The organism is Pontibacter diazotrophicus (assembly GCF_003367245.1).
GTDB classification, from domain to species: Bacteria; Bacteroidota; Bacteroidia; order Cytophagales; family Hymenobacteraceae; genus Pontibacter; species Pontibacter diazotrophicus.
In genome coordinates, this window is sequence record NZ_QRGR01000005.1 from 77,589 (window position 1) to 98,679 (window position 21,091).

The 21,091-nt window shown below is 45.2% G+C and carries 18 protein-coding genes; 14 read left to right on the forward strand and 4 right to left on the reverse strand.

Annotated features, from left to right (window positions below):
- Positions 1-94 precede the first annotated feature (94 nt).
- The 3 genes from DXT99_RS05515 to DXT99_RS05525 all read right to left on the reverse strand — a co-directional run bounded on the left by DXT99_RS05515 (position 95) and on the right by DXT99_RS05525 (position 3,360).
- Entirely contained in the window at positions 95-1,225 is a 1,131-nt protein-coding gene (locus DXT99_RS05515; protein WP_115564540.1) for a polysaccharide pyruvyl transferase family protein, read from the reverse strand.
- Positions 1,226-1,256: 31 nt separating this feature from the next.
- Positions 1,257-1,763 carry a nitroreductase family protein gene (locus DXT99_RS05520; RefSeq protein WP_115564541.1) on the reverse strand — a complete coding sequence of 169 codons (507 nt, stop codon included), beginning with the start codon at positions 1,761-1,763 and terminating at the stop codon, positions 1,257-1,259.
- Between the two features lie 220 nt (positions 1,764-1,983).
- Positions 1,984-3,360 (reverse strand): Coenzyme F420 hydrogenase/dehydrogenase, beta subunit C-terminal domain, encoded by a 1,377-nt coding sequence (locus tag DXT99_RS05525; RefSeq protein ID WP_181885037.1) that lies wholly within the window; start codon positions 3,358-3,360, stop codon positions 1,984-1,986.
- A 583-nt stretch (positions 3,361-3,943) separates the two neighbouring features.
- Here DXT99_RS05525 and DXT99_RS05530 point away from each other — a divergent pair.
- From DXT99_RS05530 to DXT99_RS05595, 14 genes are all read left to right on the forward strand, one after another.
- Positions 3,944-5,119: a hypothetical protein gene (locus DXT99_RS05530; protein WP_147294172.1), complete on the forward strand. Its 1,176-nt coding sequence runs from the start codon at positions 3,944-3,946 to the stop codon at positions 5,117-5,119.
- A 208-nt stretch (positions 5,120-5,327) separates the two neighbouring features.
- Positions 5,328-6,431 (forward strand): glycosyltransferase, encoded by a 1,104-nt coding sequence (locus tag DXT99_RS05535; protein WP_115564544.1) that lies wholly within the window; start codon positions 5,328-5,330, stop codon positions 6,429-6,431.
- A gap of 9 nt (positions 6,432-6,440) precedes the next feature.
- Positions 6,441-7,274, forward strand: a complete 834-nt coding sequence (locus tag DXT99_RS05540) for a glycosyltransferase (RefSeq protein ID WP_115564545.1) — start codon at positions 6,441-6,443, stop codon at positions 7,272-7,274.
- Positions 7,228-8,388 carry a glycosyltransferase gene (locus DXT99_RS05545; protein ID WP_115564546.1) on the forward strand — a complete coding sequence of 387 codons (1,161 nt, stop codon included), beginning with the start codon at positions 7,228-7,230 and terminating at the stop codon, positions 8,386-8,388. Before DXT99_RS05540 ends, DXT99_RS05545 begins: the two co-directional genes overlap by 47 nt.
- A complete protein-coding gene (locus tag DXT99_RS05550) occupies positions 8,336-9,337 on the forward strand; it encodes a GNAT family N-acetyltransferase (protein ID WP_115564547.1) in 1,002 nt (333 codons plus the stop codon). The genes DXT99_RS05545 and DXT99_RS05550 overlap by 53 nt, the downstream gene beginning before the upstream one ends.
- 1 nt (position 9,338) lies before the next feature.
- The gene (gene asnB / locus DXT99_RS05555; protein WP_115564548.1) at positions 9,339-11,186 is read left to right on the forward strand and encodes an asparagine synthase (glutamine-hydrolyzing); all 1,848 of its coding nucleotides are present in this window, start codon (positions 9,339-9,341) and stop codon (positions 11,184-11,186) included.
- Between the two features lie 165 nt (positions 11,187-11,351).
- Positions 11,352-12,461 carry a hypothetical protein gene (locus tag DXT99_RS05560; protein ID WP_246000462.1) on the forward strand — a complete coding sequence of 370 codons (1,110 nt, stop codon included), beginning with the start codon at positions 11,352-11,354 and terminating at the stop codon, positions 12,459-12,461.
- Positions 12,454-13,443: a polysaccharide deacetylase family protein gene (locus DXT99_RS05565; RefSeq protein WP_115564549.1), complete on the forward strand. Its 990-nt coding sequence runs from the start codon at positions 12,454-12,456 to the stop codon at positions 13,441-13,443. Before DXT99_RS05560 ends, DXT99_RS05565 begins: the two co-directional genes overlap by 8 nt.
- A complete protein-coding gene (locus tag DXT99_RS05570; protein WP_115564550.1) occupies positions 13,443-14,636 on the forward strand; it encodes a glycosyltransferase family 4 protein in 1,194 nt (397 codons plus the stop codon). The genes DXT99_RS05565 and DXT99_RS05570 overlap by 1 nt, the downstream gene beginning before the upstream one ends.
- Positions 14,599-15,240, forward strand: coding sequence for a sugar transferase (locus DXT99_RS05575; protein ID WP_317048130.1), 642 nt, complete (start codon positions 14,599-14,601; stop codon positions 15,238-15,240). The genes DXT99_RS05570 and DXT99_RS05575 overlap by 38 nt, the downstream gene beginning before the upstream one ends.
- Positions 15,237-16,274: an ATP-grasp domain-containing protein gene (locus tag DXT99_RS05580; RefSeq protein WP_115564551.1), complete on the forward strand. Its 1,038-nt coding sequence runs from the start codon at positions 15,237-15,239 to the stop codon at positions 16,272-16,274. Before DXT99_RS05575 ends, DXT99_RS05580 begins: the two co-directional genes overlap by 4 nt.
- A 6-nt stretch (positions 16,275-16,280) precedes the next feature.
- The gene (locus tag DXT99_RS05585) at positions 16,281-17,174 is read left to right on the forward strand and encodes an NAD-dependent epimerase/dehydratase family protein (RefSeq protein WP_115564552.1); all 894 of its coding nucleotides are present in this window, start codon (positions 16,281-16,283) and stop codon (positions 17,172-17,174) included.
- A 16-nt stretch (positions 17,175-17,190) separates the two neighbouring features.
- Positions 17,191-17,835 carry a metallophosphoesterase family protein gene (locus DXT99_RS05590; protein WP_115564553.1) on the forward strand — a complete coding sequence of 215 codons (645 nt, stop codon included), beginning with the start codon at positions 17,191-17,193 and terminating at the stop codon, positions 17,833-17,835.
- Positions 17,832-18,974: a DegT/DnrJ/EryC1/StrS family aminotransferase gene (locus tag DXT99_RS05595; protein WP_115564554.1), complete on the forward strand. Its 1,143-nt coding sequence runs from the start codon at positions 17,832-17,834 to the stop codon at positions 18,972-18,974. The genes DXT99_RS05590 and DXT99_RS05595 overlap by 4 nt, the downstream gene beginning before the upstream one ends.
- A gap of 58 nt (positions 18,975-19,032) precedes the next feature.
- On the opposite strand, the gene DXT99_RS05600 is transcribed toward DXT99_RS05595, so the two are convergent.
- A complete protein-coding gene (locus DXT99_RS05600; protein ID WP_115564555.1) occupies positions 19,033-20,598 on the reverse strand; it encodes an MBL fold metallo-hydrolase in 1,566 nt (521 codons plus the stop codon).
- Positions 20,599-21,091: the final 493 nt, after the last annotated feature.

A 21,091-nucleotide genomic window follows, 5' to 3' on the forward strand; every position in this document is an offset into this window, starting at 1 on the left:
AAGACCTTACTTGTGCCATTCTTTTGGCATGAAGGGAGTAACCGGGACGCCAGTGGTCTTTTGCCTTTGCTTTTTTGAAAAGCAATGTTACAAATTATAGTAAAGAAAATACTTTTTCCCACATTGTCCCAACTTGATTGGAGAGTTCTGGTTTTCTCTCTATCAAATGATTCCTCATTTTTCTGTTTGATTCAGTATCCAAGAGTTCATTAAGCCTTGACTCTAATATTTTTTCTGATTCAGTAACCTTCACTACTCTATCCTCTAGTCCAAAATCCTTAAACAGTTCAGAATATTTATGGCTCCAACTTGTAGCCAGACAAGGGATATTTTGATTTAAAGCACTTGCAACGCCGTGGTAGCGGGATGAAATTACAGCAAATGACGCAGAGATAACACCTTTTAGTTGTTTAGAATCTAAATCTGAAAAAATTTGTACAGGGGAATCTAAACTCTGATTGACGGCATGGCATAATTTGAGATCTCTTTTTCCCTCGTGATTTAATAAAAAGGGCGTATAACCTAAAGATCGACTCTTCTGAATAATTTTGTGTAGAAAGGAAATATATTGATCGCTGGAGGTTGCTGTGTGGTTAATCATTTGAGAATTAGGAATTACACAAATGCCATTAACGACTTTAAAATCTTGTGGGACCTCACCTTTAACGGTTAAACTGAAATCAGTACATATCATCGTCTTGTCTTTATCAAGACCTGCGTCAACTAAATAGTTGTATGATATTTCTTCCCTGGCAACTACCAAATCAGCGTAGTCATTTAAGATATCTATTATCTTTTTCCCATGTGTTGTTTGAAAAGGTCCAAATGCTTGAGGTAATAAGATAATCTTAGTACCATTACTTTTCAACCCCTGGTAATAATTTCTAAATCTTTGGAAATACTCATCTTTATATTTCCACTGATCACCCCACCGAAAGCCACTGGCATCTAGTACTATATTAATCTGCGGATCCGCATAATACCTATCGAAAATAGGAATATCCATTTTAAGCCGCCTGAATATTGCCCTGGGATAGCGACCGTGCTTTAACAAAAAGCGATGTCTTAAATCCAGTGTTGTATCTATTGTTTCTATACTCCCCTCTGAGTTGTTATAATAGACGGTGGAATTGGGGAATCTATTTTCTACCTCACCAAGAATAGCATACAACATTAACTCAGCACCTTTATTTTTCCTCTCGGTACCGTCGATTTGAATTTTCATGAATTCGTCAGATTATTTCTTCTTAATTGATCTATATTTCTCTTTTCTGAAAAAGCAACCATTCCTTCGGAATCGGAGTAACCCACTGCCATGTACATGAGAGGACGTTGGTGTTTTTCAAATCTAAAACCTTTTCCATTTTTCTTTTTAAGCCTTCCATATCAGGCCCATTAATTGAGCAAATGCTTAGGCTTAAGGTTTCCAATGCAAGCATCATCGTCATATTGGCTAGTGATGCATCTATATGTTTTACATGTCTATCTGTTTTATCAAAATGGGCATCTAGGTTGCCTACAATGACAATCAACATCTCTTTTTCATAACCCTTTATCCCCATTGGAATTTTGACTACATCTTTCAGTAAATCCGGATCATCAATAATAAAGTAATCTAAGGGCTGAGGATTACAAGGACTTGGAGGCTGGCTTGCTGCTAAAATAGCTTTGCTGATAATATCCCAGAGAATATTCTGATTAAGAAACCAGTATACAGATCTTCGATAAGGGGTGAGTTTATAAAATTCAGCATAAAAATACAAGCCTTTTACGCTGCAATCCTTTTATAGGGTGAGTTGCCGTTCCCACTTATTCGGTTAGCACATCCTTGAACCACTTGTACTGCGCAATTTATTTATATGATTTACCATGCAAATCGCAAGAGATGGCAAGTGTTACATCTTTGTATTTGAACTACTGTTGTACTGATTAGCATGAGGTGTGCTCCTTTATTAGGAACACCCATACCTTTCAATTCTATGATCATTTGATAAGTTTAACGATTTTGACTTTGATCTTCTGCAGAATTTTTGCGCTCATAGAAGAAGGATGGAATTTTTTTGTCTCTTTTAGAATATTTTCTTTAAAATAATTTAAATCATTTTTGCGTTTGGCTTCCAAAAATATTTCATGAGAAGCATCTCTTACCTCCTCTCTTACTTTATAGATTTTTTCTCTGGACTTTGGGATTTTCAGATTCATATCTACCCTTTTCTCAGGAGCCCACAGTCCTTTTTTAGATTTTTGTTTGAGTCTGTAGGCTAATCCTTCCCTTCTATGACGTATACCGCCCGCCTGCGACATATTGATCACATCAGGACTTACTGTTTCTAAGTGAAGCTTCCCTTCGCTAATCCCTTTAGCGATAATTTTTTCGATGAGGCTATTTCGTACCACCACAACGTTATTACCCTGATCATCATCCATCATTTCTTTTAACCACGCGTCTCCAATTGAAACATCAGTGGTTTCCCCAACGATATCATCACAATAATCGCAGGCTTTATATTTAAACATATTATGACCCCAGTTACCTCCCACAAGAGCTTTTGAAGATACCACTTCCGTCTTCTTGTTGTGGACATCCACTGCAAAAACACCTTTTTCATTGGCCTTTTTCCCAGGAATCTTATCTCTGAATTCAATACCCTGCAGATTTTGAGGTTCCACTCCTAACTGCCATGCAAAACTCTCTGCATATCCTGTTGATTTTAGGTGCCCACATATTATACCGATAGTGAACTTAACCCTCTCTTTTAAAATTGAATTTTTTTCTGCAAAATTTCTTAAAGCTTTACTGAAACATGGAACAGTGGTAACTGCATATCTACCTTCATTATTTATAATAAAGTTTAAGGTGTCCTCTAAGGAAATAGGGTAATAAGCAGATTTGGCACCCTTAAGCATATCATCATTTTTAGTAAAAACCTGATAGGTATAAAGTTTCCCTTTGACTTTTTCATTCACTACTTGTATAGCATAGTCAATCTCATCATTTATTAATAGCTGATTCAAAAGCCATTTCCCCATGCCCCCACTGCTCCCTTTTTTTCTGTAATCTCCCTCTTTTACATAGCCTACATAGTTTTGAATGTATTTTCCCAAATAAGGATCTTTGTTTTCTACATTTTTAAATATCTTTTCACTAATGCTATCCTCATTTTGAATGTAATCGCTAAAGGGACATAACTCACTGGCCTCTGTCAGTTTTTCATCAGAGATTTCGTTTTCTGACATATTAGCTTTCAGCATACCGTATTTGTCTAACTGAACACTAAAAGCATTCTTATTATGAAAAGCGCATATGCCACACCCTATACAATAATCATTTTCGATAACGTCCTTTATTGAACCTTTCATAGTAAAGTTACTTTTGATTTTTCTTGAGGTTTCCTTGCTAACAATCGGCATGCACAGATTAAAAATTTGGTCGTGCTTTAAAAAGTATGATAGTATGAGAAAGTTATAGCAGCGGTTTGTTAGAATTGGAAGTCCAAATCTATTGTCCTCATTGCTGCAGTTATACAGTAGGCAAAAACGGCAAAAAGGTTACAGCTGTGGTAAACTATTTCTACACGAGTACCTATACTGGGGAGCTGACCCAAAAATAAGTGGCTGATAAGCCGCATGCTTGTGCGGGGCTTGGGGGTAATGTGGTGGCCAACTTCAACTGAAATGAGTATGCTATTATAGGAACTGTGATAAGAGGTGGTGCAATGCCTGATAAACCAGCTGCAAAGTGAAAAGAAGCACAGTTGAACCGCTGCCACTGAAACCCTACACCAAGTGCTCAAGTAAGTATTAAAGTTTTTATGAGCACGTTTATTAAGTGAGACAACGCTTCACAATCTGTCAGTGCTCTGAAACCCCTCAACTTACGAAGCTGCAAAGCATTTATATGAGTAAAATTGTTTTTCTGGAATTACGCCTATTTCGCAATAGCATGGTTGAAACGTATCAAATCAACCAGCTGCGGGATGCGGGGCATGAAGTTGAAATATGGCACCTGGGCAGTCTGTTTGGTGTGAGTGATAATTTGGTTTTGCATGCTCCCGCCATAGAGGAATATGCCATCATTATCAGCAGCTTTCAGGAGTTAAAAGACAGGGTCAGAAAACTGGAAGCGAATTCCATCTTTTTCTCCATGTTAGGCTTGCTCCATTTCTATCCTGTCCTCTACAAAATCCTGAAGTCTCGGAATGACCTGATCTGGATTGGAAGAATAACCAAGAGCCTTCCCATGGGTAGCAGCAGGCAGATACACCCACTCAAAGCCTTAATTGGGAACATCTTCTTTTTCAAGTTGTACAGGCCATTTCATAATGCTTTTCTTTATGTCGCTCAAAAAGTAATCCGCAAGTACGGTGCTGCAGTAGGAATGAGAAGCTATGAACCAGATTACCTGATGGTGTCGAACGTAAAGCAGGTGCCCCCTGACTTTCCGAAAAACAGGGTGATCGTGACGCATGCTGACGATTATAATATTCACCTCCTGAATAAGGATATCTCGGTAGACCCATCTTTACAGGATGCTGTTGTTTTTCTGGATCAGATGATCTTTTATCATCCTGACTTCAAAAATAACTTAAGGGAGAAAATGAATGTAGATGATTATTATGAAAACCTGAACAAGGTATTGGATGCTATTTCCGAAAAGTTGGGCAAGCCCGTTATTATTGCCGGTCATCCGGAAGCCGATAAGCGTCCCGGTTATGCCGAAAAATTCAACGGCAAGAAGTTTATAGTAGGCAAGAGTTTACTTCTTGTAAGGCATGCCGCTTTAGTTATCAGCCACTACAGCACAGCCGTAAACTTCGCTGCTATTTATAACAAGCCCCTCGTGCTGCTGACAAGTAACGGGTTCGAGACTATTGAGAAAATAAGAAATCCTATAAAGGTATTATCTAAAGCACTGAACGCCCCTGTCATCAACATCGATGAGGTAAATCTGCAAAGCATTGACTTAAAACTGGAGCCTGATTATCTGGAGTATAAAGATGATTATATAAAGTCTCATAATACGCCCGAGGAACTTTCGTATCCTTATGCAGTCAGTTACGTTCTGAGCCTTGTAAGCGGAGAAACTCCGGAGGCACAACAGGTCTCTTTGCAGGGATAAAGAGTTATCAGAGCCTTTCCTGCGGAGTATAGCCCGCCTGTCGGGTATACCTGTTGAAGGCTGCCATGCTTCGATAACCAGCTCCAGGCACTGCCGCTGCACAAAGGCTTATCCGCTAAACAATACAAATGCTAACATGAAAAACCACCTCGATTTGTTATTCCGAATTTTTTCGACTGAAAATAAAGAGGTAATAATTCAAATCTAAATGAAAGTCCTTCAGTTAATTCATAAACCACAACCACGGGGGGCTGAGATTTTTGCAGCACAACTATCAGATAACCTCGCGTTACAGGGGCACCGCTCCGAATTGCTGGCCATCTATGAAAGTATGGATGCCGCCAAATTCAACCGCACTTATCATTCTATCAACGCAAACCCTAAAGCCAGCCTTTGTGACATAGCAGGATGGAAAGCTTTGGCGACTAAAATAGCAGCCGAACAGCCTGACATTGTACAGGCGAATGCAGGCGATACCTTAAAGTATGCTGTCTTCTCAAAACTGTTTTTTCGGTGGCGGCAACCACTCGTTTTCCGTAACGCAAGTACCTTAAGTTCGTATCTTAAGAAGCCGCTCCAGAAAGCGTATACAGGGTTCCTGTTCCGTCAGACTGATGCGGTCGCTTCAGTTAGTGAGTTCTCCAGGCAGGACTTAGTCCGTCTTTTTCCATCCCTGTCTGCCAGAGCTAAGGTTATTCCAATAGGTCTGGAAAAAAAAGGCGCTGTCAGTAATCCTTTTCCGGCTGGCCCTCCTGAGCAAATTAACCTGGTGCATGTCGGAGGCTTCTCTTTCGAGAAAAATCACCGTGGGCTCCTCCGCATTTTCAAAGCAGCCCTGGAACGCTTGCCGGATGCACACCTGTTGCTGGTGGGGGACGGGCCGCTACGGACAGAAACGGAAGCTCTGGTAAAAGAGATGAGACTAAAGGAACGGGTGCATTTCACCGGATTTGTGCAGAACCCCCTGGACTATATAGCGCATGGGCAGGCACTGTTGCTGCCCAGCATTATAGAAGGCTTGCCAGGTGTTATTCTGGAGGCCATGCTTTACCAGACGCCGGTAGTAGCATATAAAGTAGGCGGAATTGGAGAAGTGGTTGCCCCCGGTAAAACAGGCTGGTTGCTGGAGCCTGGCGATGAAAGAGGCTTTGCCGAAGCTATAGTGGAAGTTATAGGCAACAGCGAAAAAACAGCTAAAGTTGTCATGAATGCGTATCAGCAAGTGAATGAAGAATACATGAATGAAGGAATTGCACTTTCCTTTATTCAACTGTACCAGGATTTACTAAAAGGAGGCCAGGTCAAGAAATAAAAAAGATATATGGATAAGATTGGGGTAGCAGTCGTAACCTTTAACAGGCTTAAATACTTACAAATTTGTTTGCAGAAAATCTCAAATCAGACTTATAAGAATTTCGATGTTTTAGTTGTAAACAACAACTCTGATGACGGGACAAAAGAGTTTTTGCTGACACAAGATCTTGCACAAATCCATTTAGATGATAACACGGGGCCGGCCGGAGGCTTTCATGAAGCGATAAAGTATTTCCTTGAAAAGCAGGACTATGACTATTTATGGTTAATGGATGATGATGTTTTTCCTGCTGCCGATTGCCTGGAGCATTTGCTTGGGGCCAGAGAGGAGCACAGCATATTCTACCCCTATATCAGAACAAAAGATCTCAAGTCCATTACTTACCCGGGTTGGTCCGGGTTTCTGTTGCCGATAGGTATTACCAGGCAGGCGGGTTTACCCATTAAAGAGTTGTTTTACTGGAGCGAAGACACCGAATACATTCAACACCGTATCCGGGATCAGCTGGGCTGCAAAATCAAATTTGTGCCCAAGGCAAAGGTCGTACACTTTACAACCAAGTCCAGGAAAAAAAGAGCGTGGGGCTATTATTACGAAGTCCGGAATATGCTGTACATGCGCCTGTATGTGAAAGAGCGCACCGCACTGAGAGCTTTTAAGCTAGTGCGAAGTTGGGTAAAGCTGTTGGGGGCTATTATACTAAGAGAAGACAACAAACTTGAAAAAATAAAATGGTTCTTACGCGGAACCGTCCACGGGATAACCAAAAAGTTAGGCAAAACCATTGATCCGCATGCAGGAAAAGGTAAAAATATTGCATATCATAAAGTCGCTGGGTAGGGGTGGCGCAGAAATGCTGTTGCCGGAAACGCTCAATTATCATGACAAGGATAAATATGAGTTTCATTACATCTACTTTCTCCCCTGGAAGGACCAGGTAGTAAAACCTATTGAGCGCAATGGTGGCAAAGTTACCTGTCTGGCGGCCTCCAACAATATCGAAATCGCCCTAAAAGTCCCGGCCCTTGTCAACTACATCCGCAACCATAACATAAAGCTGGTGCACTGCCACCTGGCCTGGGCGGGCATTGCCGGGAGAGTTGCAGCCAAATTAGCCGGTGTTCCGGTTATCTACACAGAGCATAACAATTTCTCAAGCTACCATATCCTCACAAAGCTAATGAGCCGGTTAACCTTGCCGCTGAGTGACCTAACGATAGCCGTATCCGCAGATGCCGAGCAAGCGTCGAGGCAGGTGGTGGCACCTGAAAAGTTGCAGTTAGTCCTGAACGGTGTAGATACCGCATCCTTCAGGCGGGGTGACAGTGCCGCTGACCTGCGCCAGCGGCTAGGTATACCGGAAGATCATGTTGTTGTAGCCACAGTGGCTGTATTCCGTAAGCAGAAAAGGCTGGACAATTTTGTGCGAGTGGCTGCCGGTATTGCTGCGCGCCACGAGAAGGTGAGTTTCGTGCTGATAGGGGATGGGCCTGAACGAGCTGAAGTGGAGGAACAGGCGAAGCAGGCAGGCCTTACGGGCAGGATACATTTTGAAGGACTGCAACATAATGTCATGCCCTATTTTGATATGACGGACATCTACCTGATGACCTCTGACTATGAAGGCTTACCTATTGCCCTGCTGGAAGCCATGAGTATGGCCTGTGCACCTGTCGCTACAGATGTGGGGGGCATTCCGGAAGTAGTGGAAGATGGCATTTCAGGACTCTTAAGCCCTGCCGGCGATGTGGCAGCGCTGCAGGAGCAGGTAGAAGCGCTTATACAGGATAAAGAGAGAAGATTGGAAATAGCTTCCAACGCCCGTAAGCGGATTGAACAGCAATTTAGTATGAAGAAAATGGTGCAGGAACTGGAGGCTATCTATCATCAATTTTTAACACATGGAGCATATAGCAAAGAAACGGATAGAGTATACAGTCAGAGTAGCCAATGAGCAGGATTTGCCCGCCATCATTGAGTTGTTTGAGCTCTCATTAGGTGCTGAGCACGGCGCTCCTACCGAAAGCTTCTGGCGATGGAAACACATCGACAATCCATTCGGGGTGTCGCCGGTGCTGCTGGCTTTTGACGGAGATAAACTGGTAGGCTTGCGCGCTTTTATGCGTTGGCAATGGCAGTACCAGGGGCGGATATTACCTGCTTTCAGAGCTGTTGATACAGGCACGCACCCGGACTACAGAGGCAAAGGCATTTTCTCCAGGCTCACGAAGCAACTAGTGGCAGAGTTAAAGGAAAGCGAGCCTTCCTGCTTCATCTATAATACCCCCAATGATCAATCAAAGCCAGGCTATCTGAAAATGGGCTGGCAGGTGCTGGGCAAGCCGAATATAATAGGAAGTGTCGCTTTGCGTTACTCTTCTAAAGCCCGGCAGCGCTTCGACACATACCACCAGTACCTGCAGCAACTTGATTTAAATAACCTGCCTGCTTCTTACAGAGTAGATGTAAAGCAGGACCGGATTCACGTCAACCATTCCCTTGCTTACTATAAATGGCGCTACCAGTCTATACCTGAACTACCTTATGGCGCTTACAGGTATGAAACAAAGGAGGGGGAAGTGCTGCTGTTCTTTCACTTAAAGTTCAGGAAGTACTTTTACGAGTTAAGAATCAGTGATGCCCTATGGCTGAGTGGCAACCCGAAGCGGCAGATGCTGATGAGCGCCAGCCACAGGTTGGCCGGCCACCTGGGCACTCCTTTCATCAGTCTTGTATCTAAAGACCCTATTACGTACTGGGAAAGAGTACGGTACAGGATGTTTTCGATGAAGAAATTTGCACCGGAGCTTACTATTCGTGAAGTAAACGATAAAGATTTACTGGCTTTAGTTAGTGATATAAACAATTGGTCCTTTACAATGGGGGATCTGGAATTATTTTGATATGTGTGGAATCTTTGGAAATATAGGTCGCCTAAAAGACAGCGACATGGAAGTGGCAAGGGAAATGCTGTGCCACCGCGGACCGGATGGACAGGTTTATAAAACCTATGAGCCGAATGTGCACCTGTTTCATGCCAGGCTGAGTATTGTGGACATTGCAGGTGGCACCCAGCCTATGGATGACGAGGACCTGGCGATTATCTTTAACGGCGAGATATACAACCACCTGGAGCTGCGCAAGCAGTTCAGCCTAAGCGGCCAAACGCATTCCGACACCGAAACCATTCTGCTCCTATACAAGAAGCTGGGGCTCGACATGCTAGAGCACCTGGAGGGAATGTTTGCCATGGCGCTGTATGACAAGAGGCAGGGCAAAGTATATTTATTCCGGGATCGCGCTGGAAAGAAACCGTTGTACTTTTCTAAAACAAATGACAGCATCTACTTCGGGAGCGAACAAAACCTGTTGCAAAAGATACTGAGGCCCTCCATCAGGCTATCCGCTATGGCAGCTTACCTGCAAACCGGAATGGTGTATGGCGAGGCAACTCCTTTTGAAGGTATATCGGAAGTAAAGCCAGGTCACTTTGTCGACATAGATGTAAGAAGAGGTATTATTTCCGAGCAAAAGGAGTGGTGGTCTATTGTGCCTTTCTACGAACAGGATTCTATTGAGGCAAGTGATGAAGAAGCTCTGCAGGAGCTTGACAGGCGGTTAAAGCAGGCAGTTAAAAGGCGCATAGAAAGCAGTGATTTGGAGGTGGGCTGTTTTCTGAGCGGAGGGATTGACAGTGGCATTGTAACGGCTATGGCAACGGAAGTAAAGCCGGGCTTGCGCACCTTCACAGTCAGATTCAGCGATGAGTATGACGAGTCGCCGATTGCCAGAAAAGTCGCCAACCATTTAGGTACGAACCATCAGGAGTTGGATGTGTCTTACGATAATCTTTTACAGGACTTTGAAAATATTGTAAACGCCTATGGTGAGCCTTTTGTAGATGATTCGCAGATACCCTCCTACTACGTAGCCAGAGAAGCCCGCAAGCATCTGACTGTTATCGTGAATGGAGACGGAGGGGATGAGTTATTCGGGGGCTACAGGCGGTATGTCCCCTACGCAAATGCTCTGCTGACAAGTGGTGGCGTGAAGGCTGTGTCAAAGCTAATCGCTCCGCTGTTGCCGGCCCCGGACAACAAAATGACCCTTTACAACTATGCCTATCGCTTAGCCAAGCTTAACAGCCTGGAGAGTTTTGAGCAGTACTTAAGTGCCAGTACAGACTTGCTGCTTGATCAGGCAACACCGTTTAAGGTGAAGCCAGATGAGGCGCTGGAGAAAAAGATTCGCAGCATATACGGTAAAAATATTTCTGCGCTTGATAAAATCATGCTGGCAGATTTTGAAACCATTCTCCCGTATATCCTTTTAAAGAAAATCGATATAAGCTCCATGCAGAATTCGCTGGAGGGCAGATCTCCATTCCTGTCGAAGGATATAATGGAATTTGCCCCTACGTTGCCGGACCACATGAAGGTGAGAGGGCGAACAACGAAGTGGCTGCTTAGAAAGCTTGCTGCGCAGTATCTGCCGATAGGTAACGAAAAGCTCCCAAAAAGAGGCTTTGAGACACCGATTATCGAAATGGTTGAAAAAACACTTCAGCCTATCCTACAGGATTATCTGCATAGCAGCAACTGCCTGTACAAGGATGTGTTAGAGGCTTCCTTTGTGGAGAAACTCCTGAATGATAAAGTGGCGGTATCGAAAGATAAAAGAGCTAAAATACTGTTTGGTATTTTATCAATGGAAATATGGTATCGTAAGCAGGCAGAAGCAGTACCAGCCTAGTGGCAGCAATAGCTTCTTTCTGAGTATTTTGATGATTAAAGTATATAATTTATATATAATTTGTAAATGGTAGGGGCGATAATTCTTATCCTGTTTTTATTTGCGATCACCCAGCCTATTCTTCAGCATTTTAAGAGAAGGTTTCCCTTCTTTTCTGTTGATTTGATGAATAAGCTGTACTGGTACCATTATGTGTTCTGGGGTTTTTATTTTTGGTACCAGTCTTTCAACCCATCAGATTCAAAGACTTATTACAAAGATGCGACGACGGCTTATACTTCCTGGTTTCAGGCATACGGTACAGATACCTATTTTATTGAATTCGTAGGGTATCCTTTTGCAAGCGGCCTGGGCTTCTCCTATGCGGCTATGATGGCCTTGTTTGCCTGGTTTGGGTACCTGGCCTTTGTTTTCTTCTATATCTTCTTTAAAGAGAATATAAAGACAAAAGTGCAGGTATTTCGCATGGACTTGATTACGCTGCTCCTGTTTTTGCCGAACATGCATTTCTGGACAGTTGCCTTCAGTAAAGGCTCCCTCATACTGCTGGGAATTAGTATGTTTGCATACGGCATGAGAGTGCCACAGAAGAGACTGTTTATTCTGACGCTCGGCTCCTTGATTGTCTATCATATCAGGCCCCACATGTTTCTTTTCCTCGGGGTAGGTGCGGTTGCCGGTTATTTCACCGGAAAAGAAAAGGTGCCGTTTTATCAAAAGCTGTTAGTTTACGCCACCTTTATTGGTGCCTTGATCATCTTCTCCGACAAGATTTTGGCAATGGGTAATATTAACCTGGAGGAGGGTGCTATTGAGAGTTTCCAGGACTTTGCAGAAGGCCGGGCAGCCAGTTTATCTAAATCAGGGTCGGGTATAGACATTAACAGTTATCCGATTGTGCTGAAACTGGTGACCTTCTGGTTTCGCCCGCTGTTTGTGGACGCGCCCAGTGCCATGGGTATATTCGTATCGCTGGAGAATGTTTTATATATCTATCTGGTAAGCAAACTCTTTGACCGGAAGTTTATCCCGTACATCAAAAACTCATCTTCTTTAGTGAAGATGAGCTTAACGATATTCCTGACATCTTCCTTAGCGCTTGCCTTTGTGATGTCTAACCTCGGTATTGCGATGCGGCAGAAGAGCCAGGTAATGTATTTCCTTTTCTTTGTGATTGGGTCTTTCCTGGATTACAAAAGGAGGATGTGGCTAAGAAAGAGAGCAAAGAAAAAGGAATTGATGGCGGCGAACGCAAACGTAGTGACACATGCTTAAAGATATACCTGTATTTACTATTTCTTTAGATTTTGAATTGTATTGGGGCATTTTCGACAGAATGCCCTTAGAAAAGAAAGTCCAGTACTTCGAAAATACCCGGCAGGTTATTCCTGAAATGCTATCGCATTTTGAAAGGGAAAAGGTGCACGTAACCTGGGCTACTGTCGGTATGCTGTTCGCAGAAAACTGGGATGACTGGACTGCCCATAAGCCCGAACAAATCCCAACATATGAGAAGCCGCAACTGTCTTCCTACCGGTTAAAGGACCTGTATGCCGGGAAACCTGAGTTCAATTCCTGTCTCTTTGCGCCTGCGTTGGTCGAACAGGTAAAGAATACGCCTTACCAGGAGATGGCTACGCATACCTTCTCGCACTATTACTGCCGGGAAGAGGGCCAAACGGTGGCACAGTTCAGAAGCGACCTGCAGGCTGCCAAACGCATTGCCGCAAGAAAAGGTATTGAACTGCGCTCTATGGTGTTCCCAAGAAACCAGCTGAACGAGGCTTACCTGAAAGTTTGCCACGAAGAGGGGCTTGCAACCGTACGGTCGAACCCAGTGGATTGGTTCTGGGACATGGATGTAAAGGAAAGGCTTATCAAGAGGGCTTTCCGCTCAGCAGATGCTTACATACCTATCGGCGCAAGAACATCCTATAAGCTATCTGCCCTAGAGCTGCAAGAAGGCTTGCCGCTTGCCCTACCTGCCAGCAGGCTGTTGCGGCCGCTGCATCTAAAGTATAAATTTTTAAACCGACTGCGCCTAAAGCGAGTATTGGGGGAGATGACGGCTGCGGCTAAGTCTAAGGAATGTTATCATCTCTGGTGGCACCCGCATAATTTCGGAGATAGCCCACGTCAGAGTTTACAAGACCTGGTGGTTATCCTGAATCATTTTACAACACTAAAAGAGAAGTATGGTATGGCGAGTATGAGCATGCTTGGCATTTACGATCATATCAAAAATAAAAAAGCATAATGGCAGTAGTACTATTTCGTGTAACAACAGTTCCTGTATCCCTGAAGAACCTTATCGTAGGGCAGTTGCCTTACATGAAGGCCCATGGGTTTAAACCGATCATGATCTCCGCAGACGGGCCGGAAAGAGAGCTGGTGATACAAGAGCAGGACAGCCCACATATTATTCTGAACCTGACCCGCAAAATTACGCTGTTTCAGGACTTGAAGGCCCTGTGGCAGTTTTACAAACTCTGCAGGCAGTATAAACCGGATATTATACATTCCCATACGCCTAAGGCAGGTATCATTGCTATGCTCGGTGGTAAGCTGGCCGGCGTGCCTATCCGGTTGCATACAGTAGCAGGCATGTACTTACTTGAAGCAAAAGGCTTTAAGCGGTTTATTTTAGAGTTGGTAGAGGTCTTGACTTATGCCTGTGCTACGAGAGTATATCCAAACTCCAGTAACTTAACGGAGATCATAAAACGCGACCTCTATAACAATCCAGCTAAATTAAAAGTAATAGGGAACGGCAGCAGCAACGGCATTAACACCTCCTTCTTTAGCCGGGAAGCGCTTCCTGCCCAAGAAGTGCAGCAATTAAGGGAAAGCCTTCGCATCAGCGATAACGATTTCTTGTTTGTTTTCGTTGGCCGTATAGTAAAAGACAAAGGCATACAGGAACTGATCGCTGCCTTCAGCAAACTGAACAAGCTGCATCCTTCCTGTAAACTTCTACTGGTGGGGCCGCTGGAGCAGGAGCTTGATCCTATTTCGGAAGAATGCCTGCAGGAGATTGAAAGCAATCCTGCCATTATATCGGTAGGTTATCAGAACGATGTACGCCGCTTTCTGGCCATTAGCCATGCGCTGGCGTTTCCTTCCTACAGAGAGGGCTTTCCCAATGTTCCCATGCAGGCGGCTTGCTTTGACTTGCCCTGCATCGTAACCGATATCAATGGCTGCAATGAAATCATCGTGGAGGGTGAAAACGGGCTGATTATCCCACCAAAATCAACGCAAGAGCTGTATGATGCCATGGAAAAATTGCTGACAGACGAGAATTTATACGTACACTTAAGCGCCAATGCACGTAAGATGGTCGTGGAGCGCTACGAACAAAGGCATATTTGGAGCCTCCTGCTACAGGAATACTATGAACAGTTAAAACAGCATGAAGTTGTACCAGAAGTACGTCAAGCCCTTACTTGATTTTATTTTAGCCTTAACGGCATTCATCTTATTACTACCGATTACCCTGCTGACGGCGCTACTGCTTTTTATTGCCAACAGAGGAGATGTCTTCTTCGTGCAACCAAGGCCAGGTAAAGGAGGGGAAGTTTTTCATATCATCAAGTTTAAGACTATGAACGATATGAAAGACAAACAGGGCAATCTGCTGCCCGACGAAAAGCGCCTGACACCGGTAGGAAAATTTGTGCGAAAAACATCGCTCGATGAGCTCCCACAGCTGATCAATGTACTTAAAGGGGACATGAGCCTGGTAGGCCCACGGCCGCTGCTGGTGGATTACCTTCCGCTGTACAACGAACGGCAGCAGAAAAGGCATGACGTAAAGCCTGGCATTACCGGCTGGACACAGGTAAACGGGCGAAATGCGCTCGGCTGGGGCCAGAAGTTTGAGTACGATGTCTGGTATGTAGAGAATATCTCCTTTGCCCTGGATGTGAAAATCCTCTTTATGACTGTTGGTAGAGTACTAAAATCCGAAGGCATCTCGGCAGAGGGCCATGCCACCATGCCTACCTTTATCGAATACGTTCGACAAAAAAACAGAACCGATACGACTATATGAAAAAAATACTTGTAACAGGTGCTGGTTCACTATTGGGCCAGGGAATCCTGCGCTGCCTGAACAACTCCAGCAATCCGTACTATATCATCACCGCCGACCCTGACTTCAGGGCACCGGGGCATAGCCTGGGCGACAAAGCCTACACCAGCCGCATGGCCAATGATCCGCAGTTTTTATCTGAACTGGAAAAGATTATCGAGAAGGAGCAGGTGGATGCAATGTTTGTAGGTATCGATCAGGAACTGCCCCTTGTTTCTGAGAACAAACGCCGCCTGGAGGAACAGTACGGGGTAAAGGTGATTGTCTCCGGCCCCGATGTGATTGCTATCTCTAATGATAAATGGCTAACGGCTGAGTTCCTGCGGGAGAACGGATTCCCCTATCCGCAATCGGCCCTCACCACCGACAGGGGGGGCATTGAAAAACTGCGCCAGAGCTGCTCCTATCCTTTTATAGCCAAACCAGTGGATGGGGCCAGATCCATGGGCATTAAGATAATCAAGGGAGATGAGGACCTGCAGCACGTTTGCTCTTACCCCAATAACCTGGTAGTGCAGGAAATGCTCAGCGAAGAAGAGGGCGAGTTTACAGCGGGCACGATGGTGATAGACGGAAAATGCAGGGCCATTGTTTCGTTGAAGCGCGACCTGAAAGATGGCAACACCTACCGGGCCTACCGCGATGGTGACAATCCCTACGATGCCACCATCAGCAGCATTGCCGAGCGCCTGGGCGTAGAAGGCCCTGCCAATTTTCAGTACCGCATCAAAGACGGGAAACCGGTGGTGTTCGAAATAAACGGACGTTTTAGCGGTACCACGCCGCTGCGTTACATGTTTGGGTTTAATGAGGTGGAGGCCCTGCTCAACCATCTTTTTGGTGTGGAGGAAATGAAACAGCCTCAGCTTCGGAATGGTGCTGTTTTCAGAGCCTGGGCCGATATTTTTGTGGAGAACGAGCAACTGAACGAATTACAGGAGAAAGGCGTGCTGGAAGGCTACCGCAGCCAGTACTATCCATTTAAAAACAAATAGAAGCGCATGAAGTACCTCGTAACAGGCGCGGGCGGATTTTTGGGCAGCACGCTGGTAAAGCACTTACAGGAGGCAGGAGAAGAGGTATATGCCGCCAGGCGAAAGCCGATAGAGGGTTCTGTTACCCTGGATATCACCAAGCCGGAACATTTTGATGCACTGGATATACAGCCGGACATCATCATCAATTGCGCCTCTGCATTACCTGATGGCGGTAAAAGTTTCAGCGACCCTGATTACCTGAGGCAGCTTTTTGAAACGAACGTCATTGGCAGTACTAACCTGATGAATTGGGCAGCCTCCCGCAAGATCCCTAAAGTGATCAACTGTTCTACGCTGGTAGTGGTGAATAAGCCCTGGCCGGTGCCCTTGAAGGAAGAAGAAAACACCTATCCCAAGGGAGGCCATGTAGGGTACAGTGCCTCCAAGCTCTCGCAGGAACTGGTGATGAGCTCCGTTGCCGAAGCTAAGGGAGTAGACTTGTTGCATGTGCGCATATCAGCGCTCTATGGCCCCGGTATGAAGGAGGGCGGGATCTTAACCAAGTTGTTAAAGCAGGCTGCTGCAAATGAAAAAATAAGCCTGACGAATGGCAATGGTGTAAGTTTCGATTTTCTGCATGTAGAAGATGCCGCTAAAATTCTTTATCACCTCTCCAGAATGAAAGCATGGCCCCGGCGCGTTCTCAACCTGGCTTCAGGCGAAGAAATCGGCCTGCTGGAGTTGGCAGAAACGCTGTGCCGGTTAACGGGAAATACGGAAGAAAACATTGAAAATACAGACCAGCCGGGCGTTTCATCCAGGGCAAAGGTGGATACCACCCTGCTGGAAAAGTACCTGGAGGGAAGCGGAATCAGCACCCGGCCTTTTTCAGAGAAAGTTAAAAGCATGCTGGCATGAAAGGAATAGCGAACGCATGAGGGTACTGATTTTTGGCGATGTGCATGGCAATCTTCCTGCGCTTGAAAAAATGCTGGAAAAGGCTGGCACGGTGGACCGGATGATCTGCCATGGCGATGTAGTCAACTACGGCCCCTGGAGCAACGAATGCGTGCAGCTGCTGCAAAGCCTGGACTGTAGCTGCCTGGTGGGCAACCATGAGGAGTTTTTCTTGGAAGGAAGCTATCCGGGTGAGCATCCGGTAGCCAGGGGCTTCTTTGACCACTGCTATCCGCTGTTTACGCAGCAGGAAATTATCTCAACTTATGGAGAGCGTTTGCAACTGGGGGACTACCAGGTGCAGCATACGGTGAACAACCAGTACATCTATCCGGATACAGATATAAATGCACTGGAACTGAAAGAGAATTACATTATCGGGCATTCTCATCACCAGTTTGCTGCCGAAACCGCCTCTGGCAAAAAGCTAGTTAATACCGGCAGCGTAGGCCAAAACAGAAAATATATCAATGTAATTAATTACCTGATCTACGATACAGAACAAAATGCCCTGGAACTGGAGGCGCTGGTATATGAGGTGGATCAGGTTATTAACAAAATGAAGCAGCAAGGGTATCCTCCGCTCTGCCTGGACTATTACCTGCAAAAGAAACGCGTATGAACGACAAGATATGGCTTTCTTCTCCGCACATGGGGGAGAATGAATTAAAGAATGTACAGGAAGCATTTGCCACCAATTGGATTGCCCCGCTAGGGCCTCATGTAAATGCCTTTGAAGAAGGACTTTCGCAGTACCTGGGCGAAGGCGTGCAGGTAGCAGCTCTAAGCGCCGGTACAGCTGCCTTGCATCTGGCCCTGGTAATTTTGGGTGTGCAGGCAGGCGATGAGGTTATCTGCCAGTCCATGACCTTCTCTGCCTCTGCCAACCCCATCGTATACCAGGGAGCAACTCCGGTCTTCGTAGACAGCGAGGAGCAGACCTGGAACATATCGCCCAAGCTTCTGGAAGCGGCAATCAAGGATCGGATTGAAAAGGGCAAAAAGCCGAAGGCGATTATTATTGTACACCTCTACGGCATGCCGGCCCAAATGGATCAGCTGATGGAAATAGCCAACAGGTATGAGATACCTGTGGTAGAGGATGCTGCCGAGGCACTGGGTTCATCTTATAGAGGGCAAAGGCTGGGTACTTTTGGCGCTATCAGTATCCTTTCTTTCAATGGTAACAAGATTATCACCACCTCGGGGGGAGGCGCTTTGGTATCTAAAAATGAGGAGTGGGTGAAGAAAGCACGTTTTCTGGCCACACAGGCACGTGATGCAGCTCCGCACTACCAGCACTCGCAGATTGGCTACAACTACCGCATGAGCAACATCTGCGCAGGCATTGGCTGCGGACAACTGGATGTGCTGGAGGCGCGTGTTGCCAAAAGGCGCAGCAACTACGACTTCTATAAAAATGAATTGTCTGACTATACCAACATGCGGTTTATGGAAGAGCCGGGCTCTGACTATTACTCCAACAGGTGGCTATCGACGCTGCTGGTAGAGGAAGACGGTGGCTTTAGCAGGGAAGATATCCGCCTGGGGCTGGAGAAAGATAATATTGAATCCCGGCCGCTCTGGAAGCCCATGCACCTGCAGCCTGTTTTTGAAGGAGCGCCCTTTTATGGAGACGGGACCAGTGAGCGCTTATTCCAAAAGGGGCTCTGCCTGCCCTCTGGCTCGAACCTGAGCGACGGAGATTTGAACAGGGTGGTGCGGCAGATCCACCAGCTTTTGCAGACGGTCGAAAAGTAAAAATGGGCCATCACGCTTCAACGTGATGGCCCATTTTGGTTAGTTTAGAGAGGCTCACTTATCGAGTCACTTGGTTGTCTACATCAATATTATCAATCCGTTCTACCTTGAGCTTATCGCAACTGCTTGTAATGCATTCACCGGTTTCCAGATCAAAGTCGTAGTGGTGGGCAAGGCACCTGAAAATACCGCCCGGAAGTACTTCACCTGAGTTTAAGAAGTCGTTTCCTGCATGCGGACAATACCTTGATACGGAATAGGTCTTGCCATCCGAATGAATGGTTATTCTTTCATCCGATACAGGGGTGGTTTCAAATTTGGTTACTTCCTCCAGCGCTTCTTCGTCTGCAAACTTCAGGAGGCCCAGCAGGTGGTCATTATAACGGTCTGGGTTTCTTCTGGCATTAAACCGCAGGGACAGGAAGAAATCCTCCCACGGAACTTCTTTTGCCAGCACAGGAGGCAACCAGCGGGATTCAAAGGTGTAGATATAGCCGCAGTCTTCAACACCTTTTCCGACACCCTGTTTTTCTCTGAAGTCCACATGCCAGTCTCCTCCACCATTTCCAGTAATTTCAAATCCGACCCGCATATCAATGCGCTCATTAAAGTAGGTGCTCAGGGTTAGCAACTCCTCCATGTATGCTTTGAATGGTTCCCAAAGAGACGCCTCAGGAACAGGATAGCGGTCATAAACCTTTTGAATCTGATCCATTCGTCTTTCCTGATACTCTTTGAGATAGTCCCACCGTGAATCAAAACTAAAGTTCTCCCATTGGGAATCCTGCGTTTTCTGTTCTTCGGCTGAGTCCCATGTGTCTCCGGGCAATAAAACCTCGATATTTGTAATTTTCTTTTTAGCCAGGAAACCGGCTACCTGCTCCTGATCCGGGAATATTCCCTCTTTCATTTCCTCATTATATGGGAATAAGTTCGGATCCAAAAAGCATGGAGGCCCGGCAAAGGGAAGGCCGACAATGGGTTCAACGATTCTCATGCTCTTAACGCAGTAGGATAGTTTTGCCGCTCTTTTCTGCTTCCGGAGTTTTTCCTTTTGCTCATCATCAAAGTCATATACCATGGGGAACCACGAAGCACCAGCTCCCTGAAAAGCAAACATATGAATGTCACCGCCGACCTTTTGCTTGATGTCTCTTAACTGCATAGGAAACAAACGCGCATCGTTCATGTTCAGCAGTGTGTGCCCATCTGCCTGAATGACAATGGCAGAATCATGGTTCATGGGCGGTTCAGAGACGAAGAAAACCTTTGTGTTGCTGGTAATGGCATAAGTTTCCCACTCATTTACCTCAATGATACGCCTTTTACCTCCCTGCAATATTTTCTGCTTTAAGACTGGTGAAGGATATTTAGGAACAATTACAGGAACTTCCGGATCAACCCTGGACAAAAACCAAGGATCGCAATGGTCCAAATGCTCATGTGAAATAATGATTGCGGTGGGTTTGTATAAGTCCTGGTCCGACAGCAGGTGTGAGTTGTCAGGGAACTGAAACCAGGAGGCCTGAAAATTGCCTTCCGGTGATAACCAGGGATCCATCAAAAGCGTTGCATCCTCGGTCTGTACTTTTAGGCCAGCGTGTCCAATAGCAGTTACTTTCATAATTGTTTTTTAGATAGGTAATTGATGTTATATGAGTTTCTGTGGTTTTCTTTCCGAATAAAAAGCACTTTATTACTACGGACAAGATCCATTTCGTTGTTTTGTACCAGTTTATGTACAGCCACACCGGCTTCTTTTTTTACTATGTTCCCTGTTGTAATAAAGGGAAAAGGGCAAACATTTGTGCCTGAACGATTTCTGTTGCGTATCGTCATATAGCCGGAAACAGCAACCTGAGGACTTAAAAAAGCGGAAACACCTATTTTAGTAGCATGCCCAATGGTACAACGGGAACGTAAAAAAAATGTTTGTTGATTAGAAGCGGTTCTTTCCTGAGCTGTTTAACCGCAGAAAATAGCGCATAGCAAAAGACAAAAGACTGCAGTGCCTCCTAAACTGCCTTTTAGTGTGCTGGGCTTAAGGTGCAACCTATGTATAGAAGCTTTAACCCAAGCGACATGGTATTATTAGATACCTAAGAAGTTAAATAACG